Annotated in this window: 23 protein-coding genes and 1 tRNA gene; 4 read left to right on the top strand and 20 right to left on the bottom strand. The window is 64.6% G+C overall.

The window, feature by feature from the left end:
* Nucleotides 1–4: 4 nt before the first annotated feature.
* The 8 genes from NE609_RS04715 to ruvC form a co-directional block, all read right to left on the bottom strand.
* On the bottom strand, nucleotides 5–847 hold the full coding sequence (locus tag NE609_RS04715) for an energy-coupling factor transporter transmembrane protein EcfT (protein WP_256151902.1): 843 nt from the start codon (nucleotides 845–847) through the stop codon (nucleotides 5–7).
* Nucleotides 840–1,709 (bottom strand): energy-coupling factor transporter ATPase, encoded by an 870-nt coding sequence (locus NE609_RS04720; protein WP_256151903.1) that lies wholly within the window; start codon nucleotides 1,707–1,709, stop codon nucleotides 840–842. Before NE609_RS04720 ends, NE609_RS04715 begins: the two co-directional genes overlap by 8 nt.
* Nucleotides 1,706–2,569, bottom strand: coding sequence for an energy-coupling factor transporter ATPase (locus tag NE609_RS04725; protein ID WP_256151904.1), 864 nt, complete (start codon nucleotides 2,567–2,569; stop codon nucleotides 1,706–1,708). The genes NE609_RS04720 and NE609_RS04725 overlap by 4 nt, the downstream gene beginning before the upstream one ends.
* A gap of 112 nt (nucleotides 2,570–2,681) precedes the next feature.
* Nucleotides 2,682–3,548 (bottom strand): class I SAM-dependent methyltransferase, encoded by an 867-nt coding sequence (locus tag NE609_RS04730; RefSeq protein WP_256151905.1) that lies wholly within the window; start codon nucleotides 3,546–3,548, stop codon nucleotides 2,682–2,684.
* Nucleotides 3,549–3,552: 4 nt separating this feature from the next.
* Nucleotides 3,553–4,893 (bottom strand): phosphoglucosamine mutase, encoded by a 1,341-nt coding sequence (glmM, locus tag NE609_RS04735; RefSeq protein ID WP_256151906.1) that lies wholly within the window; start codon nucleotides 4,891–4,893, stop codon nucleotides 3,553–3,555.
* Between the two features lie 34 nt (nucleotides 4,894–4,927).
* On the bottom strand, nucleotides 4,928–5,977 hold the full coding sequence (gene ruvB, locus NE609_RS04740; RefSeq protein ID WP_101550253.1) for a Holliday junction branch migration DNA helicase RuvB: 1,050 nt from the start codon (nucleotides 5,975–5,977) through the stop codon (nucleotides 4,928–4,930).
* 18 nt (nucleotides 5,978–5,995) lie between these two features.
* Entirely contained in the window at nucleotides 5,996–6,598 is a 603-nt protein-coding gene (ruvA, locus tag NE609_RS04745; RefSeq protein WP_101550251.1) for a Holliday junction branch migration protein RuvA, read from the bottom strand.
* Nucleotides 6,599–6,609: 11 nt separating this feature from the next.
* The gene (gene ruvC / locus NE609_RS04750) at nucleotides 6,610–7,101 is read right to left on the bottom strand and encodes a crossover junction endodeoxyribonuclease RuvC (protein ID WP_101550249.1); all 492 of its coding nucleotides are present in this window, start codon (nucleotides 7,099–7,101) and stop codon (nucleotides 6,610–6,612) included.
* 255 nt (nucleotides 7,102–7,356) lie between these two features.
* Here ruvC and NE609_RS04755 point away from each other — a divergent pair.
* Nucleotides 7,357–7,432: transfer RNA gene (locus tag NE609_RS04755), tRNA-Val, on the top strand.
* 317 nt (nucleotides 7,433–7,749) lie between these two features.
* Here NE609_RS04755 and NE609_RS04760 read toward each other — a convergent pair.
* Genes NE609_RS04760 through NE609_RS04770 form a run of 3 tightly spaced genes read right to left on the bottom strand, consistent with a single transcriptional unit; the run spans nucleotide 7,750 to nucleotide 11,834 of the window.
* On the bottom strand, nucleotides 7,750–8,433 hold the full coding sequence (locus NE609_RS04760; protein ID WP_121586177.1) for a fructose-6-phosphate aldolase: 684 nt from the start codon (nucleotides 8,431–8,433) through the stop codon (nucleotides 7,750–7,752).
* Between the two features lie 33 nt (nucleotides 8,434–8,466).
* Nucleotides 8,467–10,869, bottom strand: a complete 2,403-nt coding sequence (locus NE609_RS04765) for a glycyl radical protein (RefSeq protein ID WP_256151907.1) — start codon at nucleotides 10,867–10,869, stop codon at nucleotides 8,467–8,469.
* A gap of 14 nt (nucleotides 10,870–10,883) precedes the next feature.
* The gene (locus NE609_RS04770; RefSeq protein WP_256151908.1) at nucleotides 10,884–11,834 is read right to left on the bottom strand and encodes an ROK family protein; all 951 of its coding nucleotides are present in this window, start codon (nucleotides 11,832–11,834) and stop codon (nucleotides 10,884–10,886) included.
* 200 nt (nucleotides 11,835–12,034) lie between these two features.
* Between NE609_RS04770 and NE609_RS04775 the strand changes: the two genes are divergently transcribed.
* Nucleotides 12,035–12,934, top strand: a complete 900-nt coding sequence (locus NE609_RS04775) for a glycyl-radical enzyme activating protein (RefSeq protein ID WP_256151909.1) — start codon at nucleotides 12,035–12,037, stop codon at nucleotides 12,932–12,934.
* 44 nt (nucleotides 12,935–12,978) lie between these two features.
* Here the strand turns inward: NE609_RS04775 and NE609_RS04780 are convergent, their stop codons facing one another.
* From NE609_RS04780 to NE609_RS17755, 9 genes are all read right to left on the bottom strand, one after another.
* Complete coding sequence (locus NE609_RS04780; RefSeq protein WP_256151910.1) at nucleotides 12,979–13,737, bottom strand: DeoR/GlpR family DNA-binding transcription regulator; 759 nt, start codon at nucleotides 13,735–13,737, stop codon at nucleotides 12,979–12,981.
* 120 nt (nucleotides 13,738–13,857) lie between these two features.
* Nucleotides 13,858–14,385: an isochorismatase family cysteine hydrolase gene (locus tag NE609_RS04785; RefSeq protein WP_256151911.1), complete on the bottom strand. Its 528-nt coding sequence runs from the start codon at nucleotides 14,383–14,385 to the stop codon at nucleotides 13,858–13,860.
* Nucleotides 14,386–14,434: 49 nt separating this feature from the next.
* A complete protein-coding gene (locus tag NE609_RS04790; protein WP_121586172.1) occupies nucleotides 14,435–15,376 on the bottom strand; it encodes a 1-phosphofructokinase family hexose kinase in 942 nt (313 codons plus the stop codon).
* A 15-nt stretch (nucleotides 15,377–15,391) separates the two neighbouring features.
* Nucleotides 15,392–17,356: an ATP-dependent zinc metalloprotease FtsH gene (gene ftsH, locus NE609_RS04795; RefSeq protein ID WP_121586253.1), complete on the bottom strand. Its 1,965-nt coding sequence runs from the start codon at nucleotides 17,354–17,356 to the stop codon at nucleotides 15,392–15,394.
* A 114-nt stretch (nucleotides 17,357–17,470) separates the two neighbouring features.
* Complete coding sequence (gene hpt / locus NE609_RS04800; protein ID WP_242970823.1) at nucleotides 17,471–18,025, bottom strand: hypoxanthine phosphoribosyltransferase; 555 nt, start codon at nucleotides 18,023–18,025, stop codon at nucleotides 17,471–17,473.
* Between the two features lie 2 nt (nucleotides 18,026–18,027).
* Entirely contained in the window at nucleotides 18,028–19,422 is a 1,395-nt protein-coding gene (tilS, locus tag NE609_RS04805) for a tRNA lysidine(34) synthetase TilS (protein WP_256151912.1), read from the bottom strand.
* Entirely contained in the window at nucleotides 19,412–20,728 is a 1,317-nt protein-coding gene (dnaB, locus tag NE609_RS04810) for a replicative DNA helicase (RefSeq protein ID WP_101553199.1), read from the bottom strand. The genes tilS and dnaB overlap by 11 nt, the downstream gene beginning before the upstream one ends.
* A 72-nt stretch (nucleotides 20,729–20,800) precedes the next feature.
* Complete coding sequence (gene rplI / locus NE609_RS04815; protein WP_256151913.1) at nucleotides 20,801–21,250, bottom strand: 50S ribosomal protein L9; 450 nt, start codon at nucleotides 21,248–21,250, stop codon at nucleotides 20,801–20,803.
* A gap of 76 nt (nucleotides 21,251–21,326) precedes the next feature.
* Nucleotides 21,327–23,300 (bottom strand): DHH family phosphoesterase, encoded by a 1,974-nt coding sequence (locus NE609_RS17755; RefSeq protein ID WP_256151914.1) that lies wholly within the window; start codon nucleotides 23,298–23,300, stop codon nucleotides 21,327–21,329.
* A 182-nt stretch (nucleotides 23,301–23,482) separates the two neighbouring features.
* Between NE609_RS17755 and NE609_RS04825 the strand changes: the two genes are divergently transcribed.
* Nucleotides 23,483–23,965: a DUF6530 family protein gene (locus NE609_RS04825; RefSeq protein ID WP_101550226.1), complete on the top strand. Its 483-nt coding sequence runs from the start codon at nucleotides 23,483–23,485 to the stop codon at nucleotides 23,963–23,965.
* Nucleotides 23,965–24,306, top strand: coding sequence for a GIY-YIG nuclease family protein (locus NE609_RS04830; protein ID WP_256151915.1), 342 nt, complete (start codon nucleotides 23,965–23,967; stop codon nucleotides 24,304–24,306). Before NE609_RS04825 ends, NE609_RS04830 begins: the two co-directional genes overlap by 1 nt.
* The last annotated feature ends 72 nt before the right edge of the window (nucleotides 24,307–24,378 follow it).

The following is a 24,378-nucleotide window of genomic DNA, read 5'->3' on the forward strand; positions in this document are numbered from 1 at the left end:
CCCGCTAGACAGAACGAAGCAGCAGGCTCAGCTGCTCCAAAACCCGGGCCCCGTAAAGATTGGAAAGGACGATGAAGACCAGACAGGCCCCCACGAAGACGGCGCTCCACACGTCGCGTGGGTGGATTTTGAGCTGCTTCATGCGGGTCCGGCCCTCTCCGCCGCGGTAGCAGCGGCACTCCATCGCAAGCGCCAGCTCGTCCGCGCGGCGGAACGCCGACACGAAGAGCGGGATCAGGATCGGGATGAGCGCGCGCGCCCGCTGCATGAGCCCGCCGCTCTCGAGGTCGGCGCCGCGCGCCTTCTGGGCCGACATGATCTTGTCGGTCTCCTCGATGAGGGTCGGGATGAAGCGCAGCGCGATCGTCATCATCATCGCGAGCTCGTGCACCGGCAGCTTGAAGCGCTTGAGCGGGTTGCAGAGCCGCTCGATGCCGTCGGTGAGCGCGATGGGCGAGGTCGTGTAGGTCAGCAGGCTGGTGCCCGCGATCAGGCAGACGATGCGCACGCTCATGAATATCGCGGTCTTGACCCCCTCCGCTGTGAGCTTTAAAATCCACCACTGGAAAAGCACCCTGCCGTCGATGAAGAACATGTTGAGGACCGAGGTGAAGACGATGATCGGCACCACGGGCTTTAAGCTCCGCAGGATCATCACCGGCGGGATTTTGGAGATCCCGTAGACGAGCACGAGAAAGAGCACCCCGACCGCGAGCCCCACCGCGTTCTGCGCGGTAAAGAGCAGGATGATGTACGCCACCGTGAGCACGATCTTCATGCGCGGGTCGAGCTTGTGGATGGGGGAGGTCCCGGGGAAATACTGGCCGATCGTGATATCCTTAAGCATGGTTCCCCGCCCCCTTTCCGAGCAGCGAAAGCAGCTCCTCGCGCGCGTAGTCCATCGTGTAGACGCTCTCGCTCACCGGGAAGCCCTCCTCCCGCAGACCCATGAAGATGCGGGTCACCTGCGGCACCGAAAGGCCCATCTTCGTGATCTCCTCCGCGCGGGAGAAGACCTTCGCCACGTCGTCGTACATCGCGACGCCCGAGCGGTTGAGCACGAGCACCTTGCGCGCGTAGCGCGCGATGTCCTCCATGCTGTGGGAGACGAGCAGCACCGTGTTGCCCCGCTCCCGGTGGTAGCGCTTGATCTGTCCGAGGATGCTGTCGCGTCCCTTGGGGTCAAGCCCCGCGGTCGGCTCGTCGAGCACGAGGATGTCCGGGTTCATCGCGAGCACCCCCGCGATCGCCACCCGGCGCTTCTGCCCGCCCGAAAGCTCGAAGGGCGATTTCTGCAAATGGTAGTCGCGCAGGCCGACGAAGTTGGCGGCCTCGCGCACCCGCTCGTCCACCTGCGCGGGCGAGAGCCCCATGTTGACCGGTCCGAACGCGATGTCCTTGTAGACCGTCTCCTCAAAGAGCTGGTATTCGGGGTACTGGAACACCAGCCCCACCTTGAAGCGGTATTCCCGCAGGTTGGTCTCCTTGGACCACAGGTCGGTCCCGTTGATGAGCACCCGGCCCGAGGTGGGCTTCAAAAGCCCGTTGAAGTGCTGGATGAGGGTCGACTTTCCCGAGCCGGTGTGCCCGATGACGCCGACGAACTCCCCCTGCTCGATCTCGAGGTTCACATGGTCGATGGCCGTCTTTTGGAAGGGGGTGCCAGCCGAATAGGTGTAGGTGAGCTCCTCCGTTTTGATCGCGATCATCTGGCGCCCACCCCCTTTTTGCGCAGCGCGTCCGAGATGGCCGCGACGGCCTCCGCCTCGGTGAGGATGTCGCCCGGCAGATCGACTCCCGCCTGCCGCAGCTGCCAGCAGAGCTCGGTGGCCTGCGGCACATCGAGCCCGACCTCTTTCAGCTCCTGTACGTGGGAGAAGACCTCCCGCGGCGGCGCGTCGAAGAGGATCTCGCCGTCGTTCATCACGACGACCCGCTCCGCCTGCGCCGCCTCCTCCATGTAGTGGGTGATCAGCACGACGGTGATGCCGTTTTCGCGGTTGAGGCGCTTGATCACGCTCAAAACCTCGCGGCGGCCCTTGGGGTCGAGCATCGCGGTCGGCTCGTCGAGCACGATGCAGCGCGGGCGCATCGCGATGATGCCCGCGATGGCGATCCGCTGCTTCTGCCCGCCCGAAAGCTGGTGCGGCGCGTGGGTCCTGTACTCGGTCATCCCCACGTCGGAAAGCGACTCGTCCACCCGGCGGCGGATTTCCGCCGGGTCGACCCCCATGTTCTCCGGCCCGAACGCCACGTCCTCCTCGACGATCGTCGCGACGATCTGGTTGTCCGGGTTCTGGAACACCATGCCCACCTGCTGGCGGATGTCGTAGAGCTTGTCCTCGTCCGTCGTGTCGATGCCGCAGACGGTCATCTTTCCCTCGTTCGGGACGAGGATCGCGTTAAAATGCTTGGCCAGCGTGGATTTGCCCGAGCCGTTATGGCCGAGCACCGCCACAAACTGCCCCTCCGGGATGGTAAGGCTCACGCCCCGCAGGACGATATTCAGTTGGTTGTCCTCTTTCGGGTAGCCAAAGACCACCCGCTCCGCGGAAATGATGTCTTCCATTTGGCTGTCTCCTCTTAGATGGTCCGGTTCCCCGGGGGGATACCGGCCGTGTGAGCTTGTCTGTTTCTGCGGGCCGCGCCCGCGATGCGTTATCCGCGCGTCCGGACGGCGGTCACGGTTCGCGCGTCCAGACGGCGGTGCTCCCGCAGGGGAGCACCAGCCCCGTCCGCGTGACCGGCAGGCCGATCTCGTCGGCGGACACCCGCCCGCCGAACCGTTCCCCCACCGTCACCGACAGGATGTACGCCATCACCGACGGGGAGAGCCCCGTCGTATAGGAATTGAGCAGGAAAAATTCCGGCGCGTCCGAAAGCGCCCCCGCGCAGAGGCTCACGAGGTCGAAGACGCTGTCCTCCAGCTTCCACACCTCGCCGCCCGGGCCGCGCCCGTAGCTCGGCGGGTCCATGACGATGCCGTCGTACCGGACGCCGCGGCGGATCTCCCGCTCGACGAACTTCTTGCAGTCGTCGACGATCCAGCGGACGGGCCTGTCCGAAAGGCCGGAGCGCACGGCGTTGTCCCGCGCCCACTGCACCATCCCCTTGGAGGCGTCGACGTGGCAGACCTTCGCGCCCGCCGCCGCGCAGGCGAGCGTCGCGCCGCCCGTGTAGGCGAAGAGGTTGAGGACGCTCAGCTCCCGGCCGGCATTTTTGACAAGGCCGTCCATCAGGTCCCAGTTGACCGCCTGCTCGGGGAAGAGCCCCGTATGCTTGAAGCCGGTCGGCCGGATACAGAACCGGAGCGGTCCGTAGCCGATCTCCCACTCGGCGCGCGGCAGGCGTTTCACCTGCCAGCTGCCGCCGCCGCTCGACGAGCGGTTGTAGCGCGCGTTGGCGCGGCCCCACTCCGGACCCTTCGGCGTCTTCCAGATCACCTGCGGGTCGGGGCGGGCGAGGATCACATCCCCCCACCGCTCCAGCTTTTCGCCGTCCGCCGCGTCGAGCAGTTCAAAGTCCTTCCATCCGGTTGCTGCGCGCATGTCATTACCCCTTTATCACGTCCGCGATCTCCCGCGCGATCGCCTCGATCTCTCCGATGTCCTGCCCCTCGACCATGATGCGGATGAGCGGCTCGGTCCCCGACGCGCGCACGAGCACCCGCCCGTCGCCGCCGAGGCGGCCGTTCTGCCGCTCGATCTCCGCCTGCACCCGCGCGTCCTGCGAGAGCGACGCCTTCATTTCCGGCGTCGCGCGGATGTTTAAGAGGGTCTGCGGATAGGTCTTCATGAGCCCCGCCGCCTCGGAGAGAGGCTTGCGGAAGAGCTTCAGGAGGCTCAACAGCTGGATGCCCGAAAGCTGCCCGTCCCCCGTGGGCATGAAGTCGCGGAAGATGATGTGCCCCGACTGCTCCCCGCCGATGCAGAAGTCCTCGGCGAGCATCGTTTCGAGCACGTAGCGGTCCCCGACCTTGGTGGCCTTGGTCGCGATGCCGTGCTTTTCGGCGAACTTAAAGAGGCCGAGGTTGCTCATCACGGTGGCCACAAGGGTGTTGTTTTTCAGTTTGCCCTGCTCCTTGAGATGGTATGCGAAGAGGGCGATCAGCCGGTCGCCGTCGACCAGCCCGCCGTTCTCGTCCACCGCGAGGCAGCGGTCGGCGTCTCCGTCGAAGGCGAGCCCCGCGTCGAAGCCGCCCGCGCGCACCCGCGCGCAGAGCTCCCCGATATGGGTGCTGCCGCAGCCGTCGTTGATGTTTTTTCCGTCCGGCTCGGCGTGGAGGATGTCGCAGTCCGCGCCCAGCCCCTCGAAGAGCTTTTTCGCCGTGACGCTCGCGCTGCCGTTGGCGCAGTCGAGCGCGACGCGCAGCCCCGAGAGGTCGCACTCCACGGTGGTTTTGAGGTACTCCACATAGTCGTCCACCGCGCTGTCCGCGCGGCGCACCGTGCCGATCTCCGCCGGGGCCTTGATCGAATAGGGCTTCTCGTGGTCGAGCACGATCCGCTCGATCTCCTCCTCCTGCGCGTCAAGCAGCTTGTAGCCCCGGGAGGAAAAAATTTTGATGCCGTTATATTCATAGGGGTTGTGGCTCGCCGAGAGCATCACCCCCGCGTCCGCGCCGTACCTGGTCACCAGGAAGGCGACCGCCGGGGTGGGCACCACGCCGAGCAGCACCACGTCCGCCCCCGCGCTGCACAGCCCCGCCGCCATGGCGGATTCAAGCATGTCGGAGGAGATCCGCGTATCCTTGCCGACCAGGAAGGTCGGGCGGCGTCCGGTCGCCTCCTCCACCACCATGCCGGCCGCGCGGCCGAGGTTCATGGCGAGCTCGGGCGTCAGGTCGCCGTTGGCGACGCCGCGCACCCCGTCGGTTCCAAAAATTCTGCCCATTCGGTCTTTCTCCTATCGTATGTAATCGGTCCGCTCAGCCGAGCGTGAGCTGTCCGGGGGCGTCCTCCCCCGGCATTTTGAGCCCGAGATGGCCGTATGCCAGCGCAGTGGCGCACCGCCCGCGCGGGGTGCGCGCCAGAAAGCCGAGCTGCATGAGGTAGGGCTCGTAGACGTCCTCGAGCGTGATGGCCTCCTCGCCGACCGCTGCGGCCAGCGTGTCCAGTCCCACCGGGCCGCCCGCATAGTTCCTGATGATCGTCTCGAGCATCCGGCGGTCGGTCGTCTCGAGCCCGAGGTGGTCGATCTCCAGCCGGTCGAGCGCGATGGCGGCGATCTCCTTGGTGATCCTGCCGTCCCCCATCACCTGGGCGAAATCGCGCACCCGCTTCAAAAGCCGGTTGGCGACGCGCGGGGTGCCGCGGCTGCGGCGCGCCAGCTCAAACGCCCCTTCGGGGTCGCATTCGACCCCGAGGATCCCCGCGCTGCGCCGCACGATCGTGCAGAGCTCGTCGGCGGTGTACAGCTCCAGCCGCTGGATCACGCCGAACCGGTCGCGCAGCGGCGAGGTGAGCTGCCCCGCGCGCGTCGTCGCCCCGATCAGCGTGAAGTGCGGCAGGTCGATGCGGATCGACCGCGCCGACGGGCCCTTTCCGATGATGATATCCAGCGCGTAGTCCTCCATCGCGGGGTAGAGCACCTCTTCCACCGCGCGGGACAGCCGATGGATCTCATCTATAAACAGTATATCATTTGGCGCGAGATTGGTGAGTAACGCGGCCAAATCGCCCGGTTTTTCGATCGCCGGGCCGCTGGTGACGCGAATATTGACGTTCATCTCGTTGGCGATGATCCCCGAGAGGGTGGTCTTGCCCAGTCCCGGAGGGCCGTAGAGCAGCACGTGGTCGAGCGGTTCCCCGCGGCCCTTCGCCGCCTGGATGAAGACCCGCATGTTCTCCTTGACCTTCTCCTGCCCGATGTACTCCCCAAGCGTCCGGGGGCGCAGGGAGAGCTCGATCTCGCCGTCCGCCGGGGTATACTCCGGCGCGGCGATGCGGTTTTCAAAGTCCATCTCGTTGTCGAACATCCCCGATGCCCCCTCCCGTTATCTGCCGCCCGAAAGCGCCTTGAGCCCGTGCTTGATCAACTCGTCCACCGGCGTGTCGGCGGCCATGCCCGCCAGCGCGCGCGCCGCCTCCGACTGGCTGTAGCCGAGCACGCACAGCGCGCTGACCGCCTCGCTCATATTGGTCGTCTCGCTGCGGAGCTGCGCGGCGACCTCCTGCATCCCCTCGGCGAGCCCGTCCGTCCCGAGCTTGTCCTTGAGCTCGAGGATGATCCGCTGGGCGACCTTCGGACCGATGCCCGGCGCGTTGCGCAGGCTCTTCGCGTCGCCCGACGCGACCGCCAGCGAGAGCTGGTCGGGCGTCATGTCCGAAAGGACGGCCAGCGCCGACTTGGGCCCCACGCCGGACACGCCGATCAGCATCTGGAAGGCGGTCCGCTCCGCCTGGGTATAGAACCCGTAGAGGTCGAGCGCGTCCTCCCTTACGTTCAGGTGGGTATAGAGGGTGACCTCCCCGCCCGCCGGCGGCAGGCAGGAGAGGGTCGTCATCGTCGTCATGCACTTGTAGCCCACCCCGCCGCAGCTCACCACCGCGAGATAGGGCTCCACATGGATCAGCTTTCCGGTCACGCAGTAATACATCCCCGCGCCTCCTATCGGTATTTTGCAAGCAGCGAGCCCGCGCAGTGCGCGTGGCAGATGGCCAGCGCCAGCGCGTCGGCGGTGTCGTCCGGCCGCGGGACCTTTTCCAGCCCGAGCAGCCGGCGGGTCATCTCCATCACCTGCTGCTTTTCGGCCAGCCCGTAGCCGACCACCGACTGCTTGACCTGCATCGGCGTATACTCGTATACCGGCACGCCGCGCTGCTGCGCCGCGAGCAGGATCACCCCGCGCGCCTGCGCCACGTCGATGCCGGTGGTCTTGTTGTTGGTAAAGAAGAGCTGCTCGACCGACATCGCCGCGGGCGGGGTCTTGTCGAGCACCTGGCAGAGGTCGCCGTAGATGATTTCCAGGCGCGCCGGAAACGCCATCCCCGCCGGCGTGGTGATCGCGCCGAAGCGGATGGGCGTGAATTTCCCATAGGCATAATCGACCACCCCGAAGCCGACCGTGGCGTAGCCGGGGTCGATTCCCAGAATTACCATGACGCCCTCCTGTACATGCCAAATCAATTTATTATATCACATCCACGCACCGGCGAACAAGTGCTTTTCAGTTGGTTTTGACAGTGCGAAGGGGGCAATTTTTGACAGAACTGCACAATAAATCCCCCGGATTCCCCCCACACTCCTTGTCGATTTCCACGGTTTACAAATTTTTGCGCCAATTTTGAATTTTTCGCTTGCATTTTACCGAGAATTATATTATAATAACAAAGTCGTTGATAGAGACGACGATATGGACGGTTAGCTCAGCTGGTAGAGCACCTGCTTGACGTGCAGGGGGTCAGGGATTCGAGTTCCTTACCGTCCACCAGGGGTGCTGTCCGGGCAATCGCTTGGGCGGTACTTTTTTTGCCCTTTTTTAATTTCCATTTTTCTGGATATCACAATATATTTGATTTTTTCTCCCGATTTTCCACGAATATGACTATATACGGAATTGTAAATTTATGGTATACTAAAAGCACAATCAAATAAACCGTTTCCCCACAGAGCGTCCGCCTTTCCCGGCGGACGTTTTGCTTTTCCCCGCCGCACCGCCCAAAACGCCTTCGCCGGGGCTGGAAAAATCGACCGCGGCGGAAAAAAGCCCGGCTGCCTCTGGCAGCCGGGCTTTTTTGATCGTGCGGTTCAGATCGTCGACATCGTCTTGCCCGCGCCGTGGATCGCCTCAAAATCCTTCCGGAAGCCGTCCACCGCGCTGTCGATGCTGGTCATGCCCAGCCCCAGGCGGATGATGTCGGCGCCCACGGTGGCGCCCTGCGCGCCGCTCGCGTAGGCGGAGACGACCTGCGCGGCGTTCTTGAAGCTGGCGGCCAGGATCTTCGCGTCGCTGCCGCTGCCGTCGATGAACGAGCGGATTTCCGCAATGACCCGCGTGGGATCGGTGCAGTTATTCTCCATGCGGTTAAAATAGACCGCGATGTACTTCGCGCCCGCCAGCACGGCGAGCATCCCCTGCATCGTCGAATAGATCGCCGTGGCGGTGACGTTCACCCCTCCGGCGGAGAGCTTTTTGATGGCGGGCAGGCCCGCGGCGCTGACCGGGACCTTGATGAAGGTGTCCTTACCCAGCTGATCGAGGATGTGGCGCGCCTCCTCCAGGATCGCGTCGGTGGCGGTGGAGACGACCTGCACGTGCAGGCTGCGCTTTTTTCCGCAGAGCGCCTTGATCTCTCGCAGGCGGGCGTAGACGTCGATCCCGCCCTCCTCCTTCAGGATCGTGGGGTTGGAGGTCACGCCGACGACCGGCCAGCTGTCCAGTCCCTCTTTCAAATCTTCCAGATTCGCGGTGTCAAGCATCAGTTCATACATATTGAAAACTCCCTTTCGGTCAATGGATCGGCGTTACAGGGCCTGCTCGGTGCGCTCGATGATGTCGTCCTGCGTCCTGCGCGAGAGGACGTTGAAGAAGGCGCTGTACCCGGCCACCCGCACGATGAGGTCGCGGTGGTTTTCGGGGTGGGCCTGCGCGTCGAGCAGGGTGTCGCGCGAGACGACGTTGAACTGCACGTGGTAGCCGTGAAGCCGGTTGAAGAAGGTGCGCAGCAGCAGGACCAGTTTCTCGCGGTTCTCCTCCTTTTGGAGCATCTGCGGGGTGACCTTCTGGTTCAGGAGCACGCCGCCCGTGATCTCCTCGGTGGGCAGCTTGGAGACGCTCTTGAAGACCGCCGTCGGGCCGTTTCTGTCGGCCGCGTGGCTCGGGGAGCACCCCTCGGCCAGCGGTTCGCCCGCCCTGCGGCCGTCGGGGGTCGCCAGCGTGCCCGCGCCCTGCGGGACGTTGGCCGAGATCGAGCTGGTGCCCGCGTAGTAAATCCCGCCGATCGGGCCGCGCCCGTACCGGGTGTTGTGGTATTTCTTCATCTCGTCGATGTAGACATTGTAGGCGTCCACAACGAGGTTGTCAACATAGTCGTCGTCGTTGCCGTACTTGGGCGCGGCCTGTAGAAGCGCCCGGATGCGCTCGTTTTCCGGTCCCTCGAAGTTCTGTTCCAGCGCCTCCCACAGGCGCGCCGGGGTGACCGCTCCGTCCTCGAAGACGACCTTTTTGACGGCGGCGAGGCTGTCGGCCAGGTTGGCGATGCCCACCTGCAGGTCGCTGATGAAGTCGTAGACCGCGCCGCCCTCCTTCATGTTGAGGCCGTGCTCGATGCAGTCGTCGGTGAGCGCGCTGCAGAGGATGTCGGCGGTGTTCTCCTCGAGCACCATGTCGCAGGTCGCGTCGATGATCGTGCACTGGCGGCACATCTCGCGGATGACCTTGTCCCAGCAGGCTTTCACTTCGTCGAAGCTCTCCATATCGCGGAAATGCCCCGTCCCCTCGCAGAGTCTGGTGCCCGACGCGGGATCGACGCCGTCGTTCATCGCGATGAGCAGCGCCTTGGGGAAGTTTAAAAAGCTCATGCCGGTGCAGCGGTAGCCCCACTTCCCGGGGACCGCCGTCTCGACGCAGCCGATCGCCGAATAGTTGTAGGCGTCCTCCGGCTTCACTCCCTTGGCGATGAAGGAGGGGATGATCACCTCGTCGTCGTTGAAGGCGGGCATTCCGAACCCGCAGCGCACCACCTCGACGCATTCGCGCATGAATTCGTCGGAAAGCCCCCTGTGGTAGCGCACGGTCAGGTTGGGCTGGGTCAGGTGGCACTGCGCCACGCTCCGGAGGATCAGCCGGCTCATCGGGTTGGTCGCGTCCCGCCCGTCGGGGGTCTGGCCCGCGATCGTCACGTTTTGGTAGAGGGGGCTGCCCGCGCTGAACTGGGTGTGGCTCCACGAGCGGATCTTGTTGATCGTGTAGCTCTTGAGCCAGAGGTTGCAGAGCAGCTCATCCGCCTGCGCCGCGGTGATCCTTCCGGCGGCGAGGTCCGCCTCGTAGTAGGGGTCGAGGTACTGGTCCATCCGCCCGTAGGAGAGGCTGTGGCCGTTCGATTCGATCTGGAGCACGAGATGGGTGAGCCAGAGGGCCTGCACGGCCTCCCGGAAGCTCTCCGCCGGCCCGTAGGGCACCTTGCTGAGGATCCGGCTCATCTCCAGGAGCTCCGCCCGGCGGGCTTCGTCCGCCTCCTGCCGCGCCGTCCGGAAGGCGAGGTCGGCGTACCGCCTGGCGAAGGCGCGCACCGCGTCCACCACGATGACGACCGCGCGGTAGAAATAGCTCTTGTGGATATTGCGGTAATCGGTCAGGTCGAGCGCGGCGAGCTTTTCCTCCGCGCGGCGCTTATAGTCCCCGAGGCCCGCCCGCAGCATGCCGCTGTAATTGACCGCGCAGTGCGCGTCGCCCGAGGTGATGTTGCCCTCCGACTTGATGATGCCGAGGTCATAGTAGAGCCTCGAGTGGGGCGGGAAGGCCGCGAGGCCCCTGTCGAGCACCGTGTTGTGCTCCCAGAAGGGCGCGATCTCCCGCAGCTTCCGCTTATTCTCCTCCGTGATGTAAAAGACGTCGCCGTCCCGGCGCTCGAACTCGTCGAGCTCGTCGATCACCCACGACATCGCGTACTCGGGGAAGATCGGCGCGCTGCGGTTGCTCGACGCCTGGTTCCCGGCAATCAGCGTCTGCGGCTCGATGAAGATCGACATGCCCGCAAGCACTTCGCGCAGCATGATCGCGCGCTTGAGGGCGAGCGGCTGGTCCTGCCGCTCGCGGTAGACGCGGGTGGTGATCACCGCGCGCTCGACGCAGACCTGCGGCTTCGCGTTCAGCAGCTCCTCGCGGAAGGCCGCCATGCGCGGGGTAAGCTCTCCAAAATAACTCATATCGGGTTCTCCTTTCAATAGAACAGCTCGGCCGCGCCGATGACGCCGAAATCGTGTTCAAGCTCCGCCAACTTGAAGTAGACGGGCATATCGTTGTGGTTATAGCCGTCGAACACCTCGCGCACGCGGCCGAAGAGCAGTTCCCCAAAGCCGGTCAGCCCGCCGCCGAAGATGAAGCAGTTGATGTTGAGGGTCACATAGAGGTTATAGAGCCAGATGCCCAAAAACTTCGCCATCTGCCCGAGCGCGCGCAGCGCCATCGCGTCCCCCAGCCCGCACGCCTGCCGGAGGTGCACCGCCGTGATCTTTTCCGCCCCGCCCGCCAGCTCGGCCATGACGGTCGGTTCGCCCGCCGCGATCCAGCTTCGGATGTGCCGGACGATCATCGAGCCGGAGCACCAGCTCATGAGGCAGCCGCGGTTGCCGCAGCCGCACTCGATCCCCTCGCCGGGCGTGACGATCATGTGCCCGCTCTCCCCCGACCAGCCGTACCGGCCCCGGAAGAGCCTGCCGTCGATGACGATGCCCGACGAGATGCCGGTGCTCACCGGGCAGTAGACGATGTTCTGGAAGCCGCGCCCCGCGCCGTGGCGGAATTCCGCCAGCGCGCCGGTGTGGGAGTCGTTGTCGAGCAGCACCCGCGCGCCGCCGAGCTTCTCCATCAGGTAGGCGCGCGCCGGAAAGTCGCGGATCTTCGTCAGGTTGGTGGTCTTGACGATCCGCCCCTCCTCGAAGAGGATGAAGGAGGGCATCCCGATGCCCACGCCGCGCAGGTTTCCCGGGGCGATCCCCGCCTCCTCCATCAGCTCCCGCACGTTGGCGGCGACACCGTCGAAAAACGCCTCGGGGGAAAGAGAATCGTCCGATCGGCAGCGGCGGCGCGCCACGATCTGTCCCGCGCCGTCAAACACGCCGTAAGCCGTCTTGGTCCCGCCCACGTCAACGCCGATCACATACTGTTCCATGCGGCCGCTCCTCCCTGCTGTCAAGTGCATTCGTTCGTAAGTATCTACTCATTCGTTTGCAATTTCATTGTAGCAATCTCCCCACGGAATGTCAATTATATTTCTGTACAAAATCTTATAACATTTCATTCGTAAGTTTTCGTTTACTTTTGGGCTTCCCCGTGCTACAATGGAGCCAGACAAATGAGGGAGGCGTTCCCATGGGCGAGAAGTGCCTGATTTACAATCTCCAGAAGTTCAGCCTGCACGACGGGCCGGGCATCCGCACCGTCGTGTTCTTAAAGGGCTGCCCGCTGCGCTGCGCGTGGTGCGCCAACCCGGAAAGCCAAAGCCCCGACATGCAGATTCTGTGGGACGGCGGGCAATGCCTGCGCTGCGGTGGATGCGCGCGCGCCTGTCCGCGGGGGGCGGCCGCGCTCGGCGCCGAAGGGGTGCGGATCGACCCCGCGGCCTGCGTGGGATGCGGGGTCTGCGTGCGGCAGTGCCCGGCGCGGGCGCTCTCCTGTGAGGGGACGTGGAAATCCGCGGAGGAGGTGCTGCGCGTCTGCATGCAGGACCAGCCCTTCTACGAGGAGAGCGGCGGCGGGGTGACGCTCTCGGGCGGCGAACCGCTTATGCACCCCGATTTCTGCGCCGCGCTGCTCGGGGCGCTGCGGGAACGGAAGGTCCACACCGCAATCGAGACGACCGGGTACGCGCCCGCCGCCGACTTCGACCGGGCGGCGGCGCTCGCGGACCTGCTGCTCTTCGACGTGAAGCACTGGGACGAGGCGCGGCACGTCGCGGGGACGGGCGTCTCCAACCGCGCGATCCTCGACAACCTGCGGCGGGCCGCCGTCTCCGGAAGGGAGGTGCTCCCCCGGATTCCGGTCATCCCCGGCTATAACGACGCGCCCGCGGACGCGGACGGCTTCCGCCGCCTTCTCCGGGAGGCCGGCCTTTCGCGGGTGCAGCTGCTCCCCTTCCACCAGTTCGGCGAGAAAAAATACGCCCTGCTCGGGCGCGCCTACGCCTATTCCGGTGCGGACGCGCTGCACGAGGAGGATTTGGAGGACTACCGGCGGCGGTTCCTCGACGGCGGGATCGACGCCTTCTTCTAACGCGCAAACGCCCCGGGCGGCCAGCGGCCGTCCGGGGCGTTTTCTTATTCGTTTGCCGGCACCGTGTGCACCGTGACCGCGCGCGCCTCCAGTTCATGGCGCGCTTCGGGCGGGATGCCGTCGTCGGTGATCACCGTCCGCGCCTTCTCCGCGAGCTGGAGCGGCACCACGCCGTGGCGCCCGAACTTGCTGCTCTCCATCAGCACGACCACCTCCTCCGCCTGTGCGGCCATATCCCGCACCGCCTGCGCCCGCAGGTGGTCGCTGTTGGTGAAGCCGCTGCGGCTCGCGTAGCCGTCAGTGCCGATAAACAGCCGGTCGACGCAGAAGTTTTCCGCGCACTGCCGCACTAGCGGCCCCACCATCACTTGGGCGTCGTTCTGGTAGACGCCGCCCAGCAAGATCACCTTCGCGCCCGGCTTCCCCCGCACGTACCCGGCGATGAACGCGCTGTTGGTGATGATCGTCACATCCCGGCCCGCGCCCGCCAGTGTGTCCGCCAGCAGCGCGCAGCAGCTTCCGCTCTCGATCATGACCGTCTCGCCGTCCCGCACCAGCTCCGCCGCGCGCGCCGCGATGCGGCGTTTCGCCTCATAGTGGTAGGCGATGCGCCCGTTGAGGTCGTCCGGACTGCAAAGCACGGCCCAGCCGTGCTCCCGGTGGATGACCCCCTTCTCCTCCAGCGCGTCGAGGTCCTTGCGGACCGTCACCTGCGAAACGCCGATCTCCCGCGCCAGCGCGGCCACTTCGATCCGCTTGCGCTCGGTCAAAAGCTCCAAAATCCGGTATTCCCGCTGTTTCACTGCCGTCACCTCATTTGTTGTTCCATCTTAGCACAACGCGATAACGAAATCAACCCGTTTTTCTTTCAAATGAAGCAAAGGGGCGGGCAGCCCCTGGCTGCCCGCCCCTTTTATCCTGGATTACCGGTTGGTAACGGCGACCTGGAGGCCCTCCATCACGTCGAGCGCCTTATCGTTCATCGCCGGGTCGGCGCAGGCGGTGCACCGCGCGTCGACCGACACCCGCGCCTCGGGCAGCGCGGCCTTAACGAGCACCGCGTTGGAGATCACGCAGATGTTGGACACCAGCCCGCACAGCTCAACCTCCTCATAGCCCTGCGTCTTGGCGTAGTAGGCCAGCGCCATCGATCCGAAGGCGGGCTTGTGGAAGCAGGGGGTCAGCGCGTCGCAGTAATCGGCCACCCTCCCGTAGAGCTCCCAGCCCGGCATCCCCCGCACACAGTGGGTGACGGGCAGGTTTTTGCCCTCCTGCGTCTCCAGGTAGTCCTCCCCGTGGGTGTCGAAGGTGAACGCCACGTCGTCCCCGCGGGCCTTGTACTCCTCAATCTTGCGGCAGATCGGCTCCTCGAGCGCCTCCGCGCCCGGGAACCCAAGGCTCCCGTTTACAAAATCGTTCTGGTAGTCGACCACAACCAACAGCTTGCTCACTTGCTTGTCCTCCCCTTTGAAAAGGGCCGGATTCCTCCGGCCCTCTTTTTCAGATTTCGTATACGGATACCTGGTTATTGACCATCGCGACCGAGATGCGCCGGGGCGGGTTTGTGCCCTCCACGAGGCAGGAGGCCGTCCCGAAGGCCGCCGCGAACTGCAGCGAGCGCTTGGGGTCGTACTTGTAATCGTGGGCGATGATGAAGCCCGCGAGGGCCGCGTCGCCTGCGCCGATGGTGGATTTGATCTCCGAAAGCTCGGGGACGTCGGCCTTGTATGTAACCTTGCCGTCCCCGTAGACCATCCCCTCCGCGCCCATGCTCGCGAGCACGTGGCGCACGCCGAGATCGGCAAGCTGCTTGACGGCGGCCTTGATCTGCTCGAGCGATTCGAGCGGGCGGCCGACGAGCATGCACAACTCCTCGAAGTTGGGCTTGATCACCCACGGCTGGATCTTGGCGACGTTTTCCAGCGTGGCGGAGCGGGTGTCCAGCGCGACCGTACCGCCGCAATCCTTGATGAACATGCAGATTTCGCAGAAGATGTCGTCGGTGACCCCTTCGGGCATCGCGCCCGCCACCACGACCAGCGTCGCCGGGCGGATCTCCTCCGACAGCGCCGTCTCCAGCTCGTCGATCGTGCGCTGGCGGATCTTGGGGCTCTTGCGGATCAGCCGGGTGAAGGTGCCGTCCGGGGTGACGATGCTGATGTTTTCGCGCATCCGCCCGGGCGCGAGGATGACCCGCGTCCGGACATGCTCGTCGTTGAGGCGCTCGAAATAGCGCTTGCTGTTCTCCTGTCCGGCCACGATGAGCGCGGTGTTCGCGAGCTCATAGCTTTGCAGCACGCGCGAAACGTCGACCGCCTTGCCCGCCGAATCGTACAGTTCGCTGGTGACGTTGTTCTCGCTGCCCATGATGAACCCGTCCACATAGAGGGTGATGTCCGCCACGGGGTTGAGCGACAGCGTGATGATCTTGTCGAAGAGCATCTTCCTTACCTCCCGCTAAAAGTGATTCCATTCCTCCCCGAACGGCGAATTGTCCGGGTGCTCCGCGGGGGGAGCCTGCCCTCCCGGGGCGGGTTCCTCTTTGGGGGCGGTGTCCTTGGGCGGCTCAGGCTGCCGGCCGGGCGCGGCGTGGTAGAAGGAGGACCCGGAGGTCTCCGGGACCGGCCTGCCCTCCATCATCGCGGCGAACTGGTCCTCCTCCATCTTCTCGTGCTCGAAGAGGTACTGCGCCACCTGGTGCAGCTGATCCATGTGCTCGGTGAGGATTTCGACCGCGCGCTCGAAGGCGGTGTCGATGATCTCGCGGATCTCCGCGTCGATCTCGGCGGCGACGTTTTCCGAGTAGCTCGGAGTGCTCGAGAAGTCGCGGCCGAGGAAGATCTCGTTTTCGTCGTGCCCGTAGACGATGGGCCCCAGCTTCTCCGAGAAGCCGTAACGCATGATCATGTTGCGCGCGACCTTGGTGGCGCGCTCGATGTCGTTGGAGGCGCCAGTCGAGATGTCCTCGAGCACGAGCTTCTCCGCCACGCGCCCGCCGAGCAGGGTGACGATCTCCTCGTTCATCTCCCGCTTGGTCATGTAGGATTTGTCCTCGCCCGGCAGCGAAAGGGTGTAGCCGCCCGCCATGCCGCGCGGGATGATCGATATCTGGTGCACCGGGTCCTGCGTGGGCAGATAGTAGGTGCAGACCGCGTGCCCCGCCTCGTGGTAGGCGGTGAGCTTTTTGTCCTTCTCGGTGACCACCCGGCTCTTCTTCTCGGGGCCGGCGATCACCTTGATGGTCGCCTCCTCGATCTCGGTCATTGTGATCGCCCGGAGGTTCTTTTTGGCGGCGAGCAGCGCCGCCTCGTTCGCGAGGTTTTCGAGGTCCGCGCCGGTGAAGCCGACGGTCGACGCGGCGATCGTATGCAGGTTCACGTCGGGCGCGATCGGTTTATTCTTGGTGTGGACGCGCAAGATCGCCTCGCGCCCCTTGATGTCGGGATAGCCGACCGCGATCTGGCGGTCGAAGCGGCCGGGACGCAGCAGCGCCGGGTCGAGGATGTCGCGGCGGTTGGTCGCCGCGATGATGATGACGCCCGTGTTGGTGCCGAAGCCGTCCATCTCGACGAGCAGCTGGTTGAGGGTCTGCTCGCGCTCATCGTGCCCGCCGCCGAGTCCCGCGCCGCGGTGGCGGCCGACCGCATCGATCTCGTCGATGAAGACGATGGACGGGGCGTTCTTTTTGGCCTGCTCAAAGAGGTCGCGCACACGCGACGCGCCGACGCCGACGAACATCTCGACGAAGTCGGAGCCGGAGATCGAGAAGAAGGGCACGCCCGCCTCTCCGGCGACCGCCTTGGCAAGCAGCGTCTTACCGGTTCCGGGAGGGCCCATAAGCAGCACGCCCTTGGGGATGCGCGCGCCGAGGGAGTTGAATTTGGAGGGGTTCTTGAGGAACTCGACGATCTCGACGAGCTCCTCCTTCTCCTCGTCCGCGCCCGCGACGTCCTGGAAGGTCACCTTCGGGCCCTCCTCGGGGGCGCGGGGCTTCGCCTTGCCGAAGCTCATCACGCCGCCCGTGCCGCCGCCGCGCGCCTGCTTCATCATCATGTAGTAGAAGAAGACGAGCAGGCCCACGAGCACGAGGGTCGGCAGCAGGCTCACCCACCAGGGGGTCTGCTTGATCGGGAAGTGGTCGTAGACCATCGGGGCGTCGGGGTGCGCCTCGTTGTACTGCCGGACGAAGCTCTTGGTGCCGTCCGGCTTGTCGGAACTGATATCGTCGAGGAAGAGCACGACGTTGGGGACCTTGTAGTCCTTGGTCGTGTCGTCCTGGAAGGTCATCTTCAGTTCGCCGGTGCCCAGGTCGAGGGTGTATTCCTTGACCTCCTGCCGCTGGAAATACCCGAGCACGTCGGAATACTTCTCGGTGACGGGGGTCTGCCGCATCGACGAGAACATCAGCACGGCCATGAGCATCAGCAGCAGAAAGGTCGAAAGCCAGATGCCGATGCCTCTTGACTTTTTGTTCAAATCAGATTCACTCCTGTCAAATCATTGCGCGCCCAAAGCGCGCCGCACGGCGGCGCGGGACTACTTTTCGTAGACCTCCGGCTTGAGCACGCCCACATAGGGGAGGTTGCGGTATTTCTCCGCAAAGTCGAGCCCGTAGCCGACCACGAACTCGTCGGGCACCTCGAAGCAGGTGTAGTCCGCCTGGATGTCCGCGGCGCGGCGGGCGGGCTTATCCAGCAGCGTCGCAATGCGGATGTCCGACGCGTGCCGCTGCATGAGCAGCTCCTTGAGGTATTTGAGGGTCAGGCCGCTGTCGAGGATGTCCTCGACGATGAGGATGTTGTAGTCCTGGGGGTTGATGTCGATATCCTTGATTATCTTAACCACTCCCGAGGATTTTACGCCGGAGCGGTAGCTCGAAACAGCCATGAATTCGATCTCGCAGGGGACGGTGATCGCGCGGATGAGATCGGCCATAAAGACGAACGATCCCTTGAGCACGCCGAGCACCAGCAGTTTTTTGCCCGCGTAATCCGCGGAGATTTTCGCGCCGAGTTCCTTTACCTTTTCCGCGATCGCATCTTCCTCGATCAGTACCTTCAGGATGTCGTCCGTCATATTCCCTTTCGCCATGCCTATTCATCCTCCGCTCGTTTGTCCCCCGCCCCGGGCTCCGGCGCGAGGGTGATCATCATGATGTTTTTCGTCCCGCGGCCCACCCGCACCCGCTCGTCCACGCCGGCGCCCTCCGCAAAGAAGACCCCCTCGCTGTCGGCCAGCACGCACAGCCGCTCGCGTCCATCGAGCCCAAGCTCGGAAAAGAGCTTTTTGAGCGTTTTCGTACATCCGCGCCCGGCGGGCTTCATCCGGTCGCCCGCCTGCCGTGAACGTAAAAAAATATCAACATTTATTTTATCATAGTCGGCCGCGTTTTTTAATCCCTTATCCGGAATGTTCTCAAAAATTTCATAATCTGCACAGTTTATGACCGAAAATTCTATTGCTTTTCCATCGTCCAGCGGAATCCGCGCGCCGTCAAGCCGCGCCTTCTCGAGCTGCCGCGGCGCGATCGGCGCGGGGCGCTCCCCGCGACGTTCCAGCCGCAGCACCCCTCCCCGCACGGTGACGTAGAGGCGCGGCCCGACCTGCATCGTGTGCCTGCGGCTGTTCACCAGCATCCCGGCGACCGCGCCGATCCGCTCGGCCGAGCGTTCGACGCCGCCCGCCTCGAGCAGCGAGGCGATGATGCGGGAGCGGAGCGCCGGATGCAGCGCCGCGAGCCCCGCCGCGTCGTAGCCGCCCTCCCGGCGGAGCTTCTCCCCCGCCTCCCCCGCGAGCCGTGCGAGGCAGTCGGCGTCCCGCCGCAGAGAGTCGGTCATCCGCCCGACGGCCGCGAGCGCCTCGGGATTCACCCGGAAAAGCTGCGGCAGGACGTTGTGGCGGATGTGGTTGCGGGTGTAGCGGTCGGTCAGGTTGGTGCTGTCGGTGACGTAGCAGAGACCGTGGGCCGCGCAGTAGTCCTCCGTCTCCCGCCGGGTGCAGCCGATGAGCGGCCGCACGACCGCCCCGCGCACCGGCGGGATGCCGCAGAGCCCGGCGATTCCGGTGCCGCGCGCGAGATTCAAAAGCACCGTCTCGGCGGCGTCCGAGAGGGTGTGCGCCGTCGCGATCCTGCAGCGGTATTTTTCCGCGAGCTCGTCGAAGAAGGCGTAGCGCGCCTCCCTCGCCGCGACCTCGATCGACACGCCCCGCTCCCGCGCGAGCGCCTTGACCTCGACCCGGCGCAGGTCGAGCGGGATTCCATACTGTTCGCACATCGTGCGCACGAGCTGTTCGTCCCGGTCGCTCTCCTCCCCGCGCAGGCAGTGGTTGAGGTGGCAGGCGCGCACCGTCAGGCGAAGGTCGGTGAGCGAGCACAAAAAATCAAGCAGGGCGACCGAGTCGGCGCCGCCCGAAACCGCCGCCGTGACCGTGTCACCCTGCCGGAGCATGGAAAACTCTTCAATTGTCGCCCTCGCCTTACGGTTCATCGCGCCCCAGCTCCAAATTCGTAAATCTCGTGTAACGGTTGTCCCAGCCGAGCTTGACGACCCCCACCTCGCCATGGCGGTTCTTGGCCACGTCGCACTCGGCGATGTTGCGCTCCTCCGCCTCCTCGCGCGCGTAGTAGTCCTCGCGGTAGAGCAGCAGGACGATGTCGGCGTCCTGCTCGATCGAGCCCGATTCGCGCAGGTCGGAGAGCATCGGCTTGTGGGTGGTGCGGCTCTCCGGTCCGCGGGAGAGCTGGGAAAGGGTGATGACCGGGACGTTTAGCTCCTTGGCCATGATCTTGAGGTTTCGGGTGATCTCCGAGACCTCCTGCACGCGGTTTTCGCTGCGCCGCCCGGTGGACATCAGCTGGAGGTAGTCGATGATGACGAGGTCGACCTTTTTGAGCCGGCGCAGCTTCGCCTTCATCTCCCCCACCGTGATGCCCGGCGTGTCGTCGAGGTAGACGTCCGCCTTGGAGAGCACCTGCGACGCCATCGCGATGCGCACCCAGTCGTCGCCCGTGAGCTCGCCCGTGCGCAGCAGCTGCCCCTCGACCGATGCCTGCGACGAAAGCAGGCGCTGCGCGAGCTGCTCGCTGCTCATCTCGAGCGAGAAAACGGCGACCGTGCGCCCCCCCTTGGTGGCGACGTTCTCCGCGATGTTGAGCGCGAGGGAGGTCTTGCCCATACCGGGGCGGGCCGCGATAAGGATGAGGTCGGTCTTGTTGAGCCCGGTGATCACCCGGTCGAGCGCCGGATAGCCGGTCGAGATGCCCTTATACTTGTCCCGGTCCTCGCCCGAGAGGTGCTGGAGCAGCTCGTAGGTCTCGGTGATCGCCGTGCGGATATGCTTGAAGGAGCTCGTGTTGCGCCCCTGGCGGATGTCGAAGATGCTCTGCTCGGCCGAGTCGAGCAGCACGTCGGACTCCGCCTGGGACTCCTGCGCCATGTCGATGATCTCCCGCGAGGCGGTGATCAGCCGGCGCACGTAATATTTTTCGCGCACGATCCTGCAATACGCCTCGACGTTCGCCGACGAGGGCACCACCTGCGCGAGATTGGTCAGGTAGATTTTGGCGTCCTCGTCAGTCTCGAAGATCTGCTCCCCCTTGACCGCGTCAAGGATCGTGATGAAGTCCATCGTCCGGTTCATATTGAACATGTTGGTCATCACGTCGAAGATCTGCTGGTGCTGGGGGCGGTAGAACGCCGCCGACCGCAGGTTCTCCATCACCAGCGCGAAGCAGGAGGGATCGATCAGCACCGCGCCGAGCACGCTCTGCTCCGCCTCGAGGCTGTAGGGCATCTGCCGGCCGTATTCCCCCGTGTCCAGATTAAATTCCGCCAACGCAGCCCCTCCTTCCCTCACAGCATCCGGTTATTCCGCTTCGCCGACAACCACGTAGACGTCCGCCACGATGCCCGGGTGCAGCTTCACCTGCACGGTGTAGCTGCCGAACGCCTTGATGTCGGAGTCCATGACGATCTTGCGCTTGTCGATCTGCGCGCCGAACTGGCGGGAGAGCTCCTCGGAGATCTCCTTGCTCGTGACCGAGCCGAACAGCTTGCCGTTCGCGCCCGCCTTGGCCGCGATCTTCACCGTCTTGCCGCCGATCTTCCCGGCCATCTCCTGAGCTGCCTGCTTTTCCACCGCGGCCTTGTGCTCGACCGACGCCTGCCGCGCCTTCATCTCGCCGAGCGCCTGGGCGCTCGCCTCGATCGCCAGCCCCTTGGGCAGCAGGAAATTGCGGGCGTACCCGTCGGAAACCTTGACGAGCTCCCCCTTCTTGCCGCTTCCCTTGACGTCCTGTGTCAGAATCACTTTCATTGTTCCGTCTCCCTTCCGGTCCCCTTCCGGGGGCCTGCCAAATGCGATCTCCGTCTGGCGCGTGCGCCTTCCGGGACTAATTTCTGCTGTTTTCCTCAAAGTACTGGTCGATCGCCGCGACCAGCCTGCGGTACGCCTCGTCGAGCGGCATACCGGAAAGCTGCGCCCCCGCCATCGTGAGGTGCCCGCCGCCGCCCAGCTTTTCCATGATGATCTGGACGTTGAGCTGCCCCATGCTGCGCGCCGAGATCGACACGCCGCCGTTCATCTCAAAGACGAGGAAGGACGCCTGCACGCCGATGATGCCGAGCAGCTCGTCCGCGGCCTGCGCCGCCGTCACCTGGATGTCGGGCGCTTCACGGTCGGGCGACACGGCGATCGCGCAGCCGCGGTAGACCTCCGCGTTGGCGACCAGCTTGGCGCGGCGCTGGTAGCTCTCCATCGACAGGGCGAACATCCGCCGCACCTCGACCGTATCCGCGCCGATCTTGCGCAGGTAGGCCGCGGCCTCGAAGGTGCGCACCCCCGTCTTGATGATGAAGTTCTTGGTGTCGAGCATGATGCCCGCCAGCAGCGCTTCGGCCTCGGGGCGGCCGAGCCGCAGCTTGTCGCCGAAATACTGCACCAGCTCGGTGACCATCTCCGACGCGCTCGACGCGTAGGGCTCGTGGTAGAAGATGACGGCTTTATCGATGTGGCCGACCATCTTGCGGTGGTGGTCGACGACGACGACGTTCTTACAGGCGTCGAAGACCGCCTCCGACTCGAGGATGTGCTTGACGTGGGTGTCACAGATGACGAGCAGCGTCTTGCGGGTGATCCTGGGCAGCGCGTCCTCCGGCTCGAGGAACATCCCCTCGAACCCGTTCTGGAGCAGCCGCTCATATTCGAGCGTCACAAGGTTGGTGTTCCTGCGGATGACGACGTAGGCCTCCTTGCCCATGAGGCGGGCGGCTTTCATGATGCCCACCGACGCGCCGAAGCAGTCGAGGTCGGCGGCGCGGTGGCCCATGACGAGCACGTTGTCGCTGCCGGAGATCAGCTCGGCGAGCGCGGTCGCGACGATGCGCGTCTTGACCTTGGTGCGCTTCTCCATGCCGCTCGAGACGCCGCCGAAGAATTCGTAGCCCGACGCGCTCCGCACCGCGGCCTGGTCTCCGCCGCGCCCGAGCGCCATATCGAGCGCCTGGCGCGCGAACCGTTCGCTCTCCTCCAGGGTGGCCGCGTCGCGGCCGACGCCGACCGACAGAGTCGGGACCATCTTGGTCTCCGTCTCGATCGCGCGCACCTGCTCGAGCAGGGTGAACCGCGCCGAAATGACGCCGCGCAGGCTTCGCTCCTCCATCACCGCGGTGAACCGGTCGCGCTCGGTCTTGAGCAGCAGCCCGCCGCTGTCGTTGACGAACTTGCTCACCGCGTATTCGATCTGGCCCATCACCCGCGCGCGCTCGTTGTCCTTCATGTTCTGCTGGAGCTCCTCGTAGTTGTCCACCAGGATCAGCATGACCGACGGGCGGGTCTCAAAGTATTCGCGCGCGTAGCGCTTGAGCTCGGTGTTCTCGAAGAAGTACACCATATAGAGCTCTTCCTCTTCGCTGACCGCGCGCGCCACATAGGCGGCGTAAAACCGCCCCTTGTATTCGGTGTCGTAGCCGCCCTCGGGACAGGTCCGGGTGATGTCCACGCCGGTCAGGATGGTGTAGATGCTCTTGCCGTAGCAGTTCTCCTCCCCGAGGATCTCCTTCTGCCCGAGTCGGTTGCACCAGACGATCTCCCCCTCCCCGCTGCACACGAACACCGGGATGGGGAACCCCGTCAGCGCGTCCTGCTGCACGGTGGTCAGCGTCTGCCCCATCGTGACCAGGAAGCGGCTGATCTGCCGCTTCGCAAGCTGGACCTGCCACACGAGCAGCACCGCGCACGCCACCGTGACGAACGCGCAGATATAAAACAGCCGGATATTGAAGAACAGCGTGGCCACCGTGACGGCCGCGCAGCACCCGATTGCGATCAGCAAAAAGGATTGGAACGGATGATTACTTTTCTTCACTTCAAAACCTCGTTTGTAACGATGTTGTCGGTTTCCCAAGCGGGGCCGGCCCACTCATACATAGACTATTATACCACGTCCACCCGTCTGTTGCAATCCACAACCTGCCGCTTGACAGGCGAGGGCGCCTCTGCTATAATCTAAATTAGTAAATGACTAATTTAGTAAATGGAGGATTCCCCATGAACATCCCGACAACGTTAAAACATAAACCCGTCATCGCGGTCGAGGACTACGAGGCGATCGATGAGCACCGCTTCCCCGGAACCGACGCCAAGGGCCTCTCCCTCGGGCTTGCCCAGTGGAACGACCGCGGGAAGCTCGACATCTCCGCCAAGGTGTGGCGCCACACGGGCGGCAAATGGTCCCGCCAGTCGGAGGAGCTGCCCCTGCACCGGGTGCTCGACCTGGCCATCCTCACCGCCCGCGCCTGCCAGTTCTTCCGCGAGGAGAGCTACCGCCACCCGGAATTCTACGACCCGGAGCACCCGGTCATCGACCGGGTGGGGCTCGAGGGGGACGCGATGACCGTCTCGGTCTGCACCGAAAACCCGATGATCGGGGAGGACATCAAGCTCTTCAGCCAGGCCCTCTCCGACGAGGGGGAACGCCTCGGCGAACGGTTTTCCGTCCTCGCGCGGCTCTTAAAGGAGATGGGATACTGATGGACGCGCATAAAAAGGAGCTGCTGAACGCCTACAAGAGCCGTCCCCTTTCGGGCGGCGTCTACGTCATCCGCAACACCCGGAACGGCCGCTACCTGCTGGCCGCCGAAACGAACCTCTCCGGCTCGAAGGGCAAGTTCGAGTTTTCCCAAATGACCGACTGCTGCAACTGGCACAAGCTCTCCGCCGACTGGAAGGCGTGCGGCAGGGACGCCTTCGTGTTCGAGGTGCTCGACGAGCTCACCCAGAAGGAGACCCAGACGCCCGAGGAGTTCCGCGCCGACCTCGCCGCGCTCGGCGAGCTGTGGGCGGAAAAGCTCGACCCCGCCCTCGCCTATTAGCCTCCCCGCCCATTCGTCCCCCTATTGAAAGCTTCCAACCACGCAACAAAGCGGCCGCCCAATCGGGCGGCC

The organism is Anaerotruncus sp. DFI.9.16 (assembly GCF_024461615.1).
In the GTDB taxonomy this organism is placed as follows: domain Bacteria; phylum Bacillota; class Clostridia; order Oscillospirales; family Ruminococcaceae; genus Anaerotruncus; species Anaerotruncus massiliensis.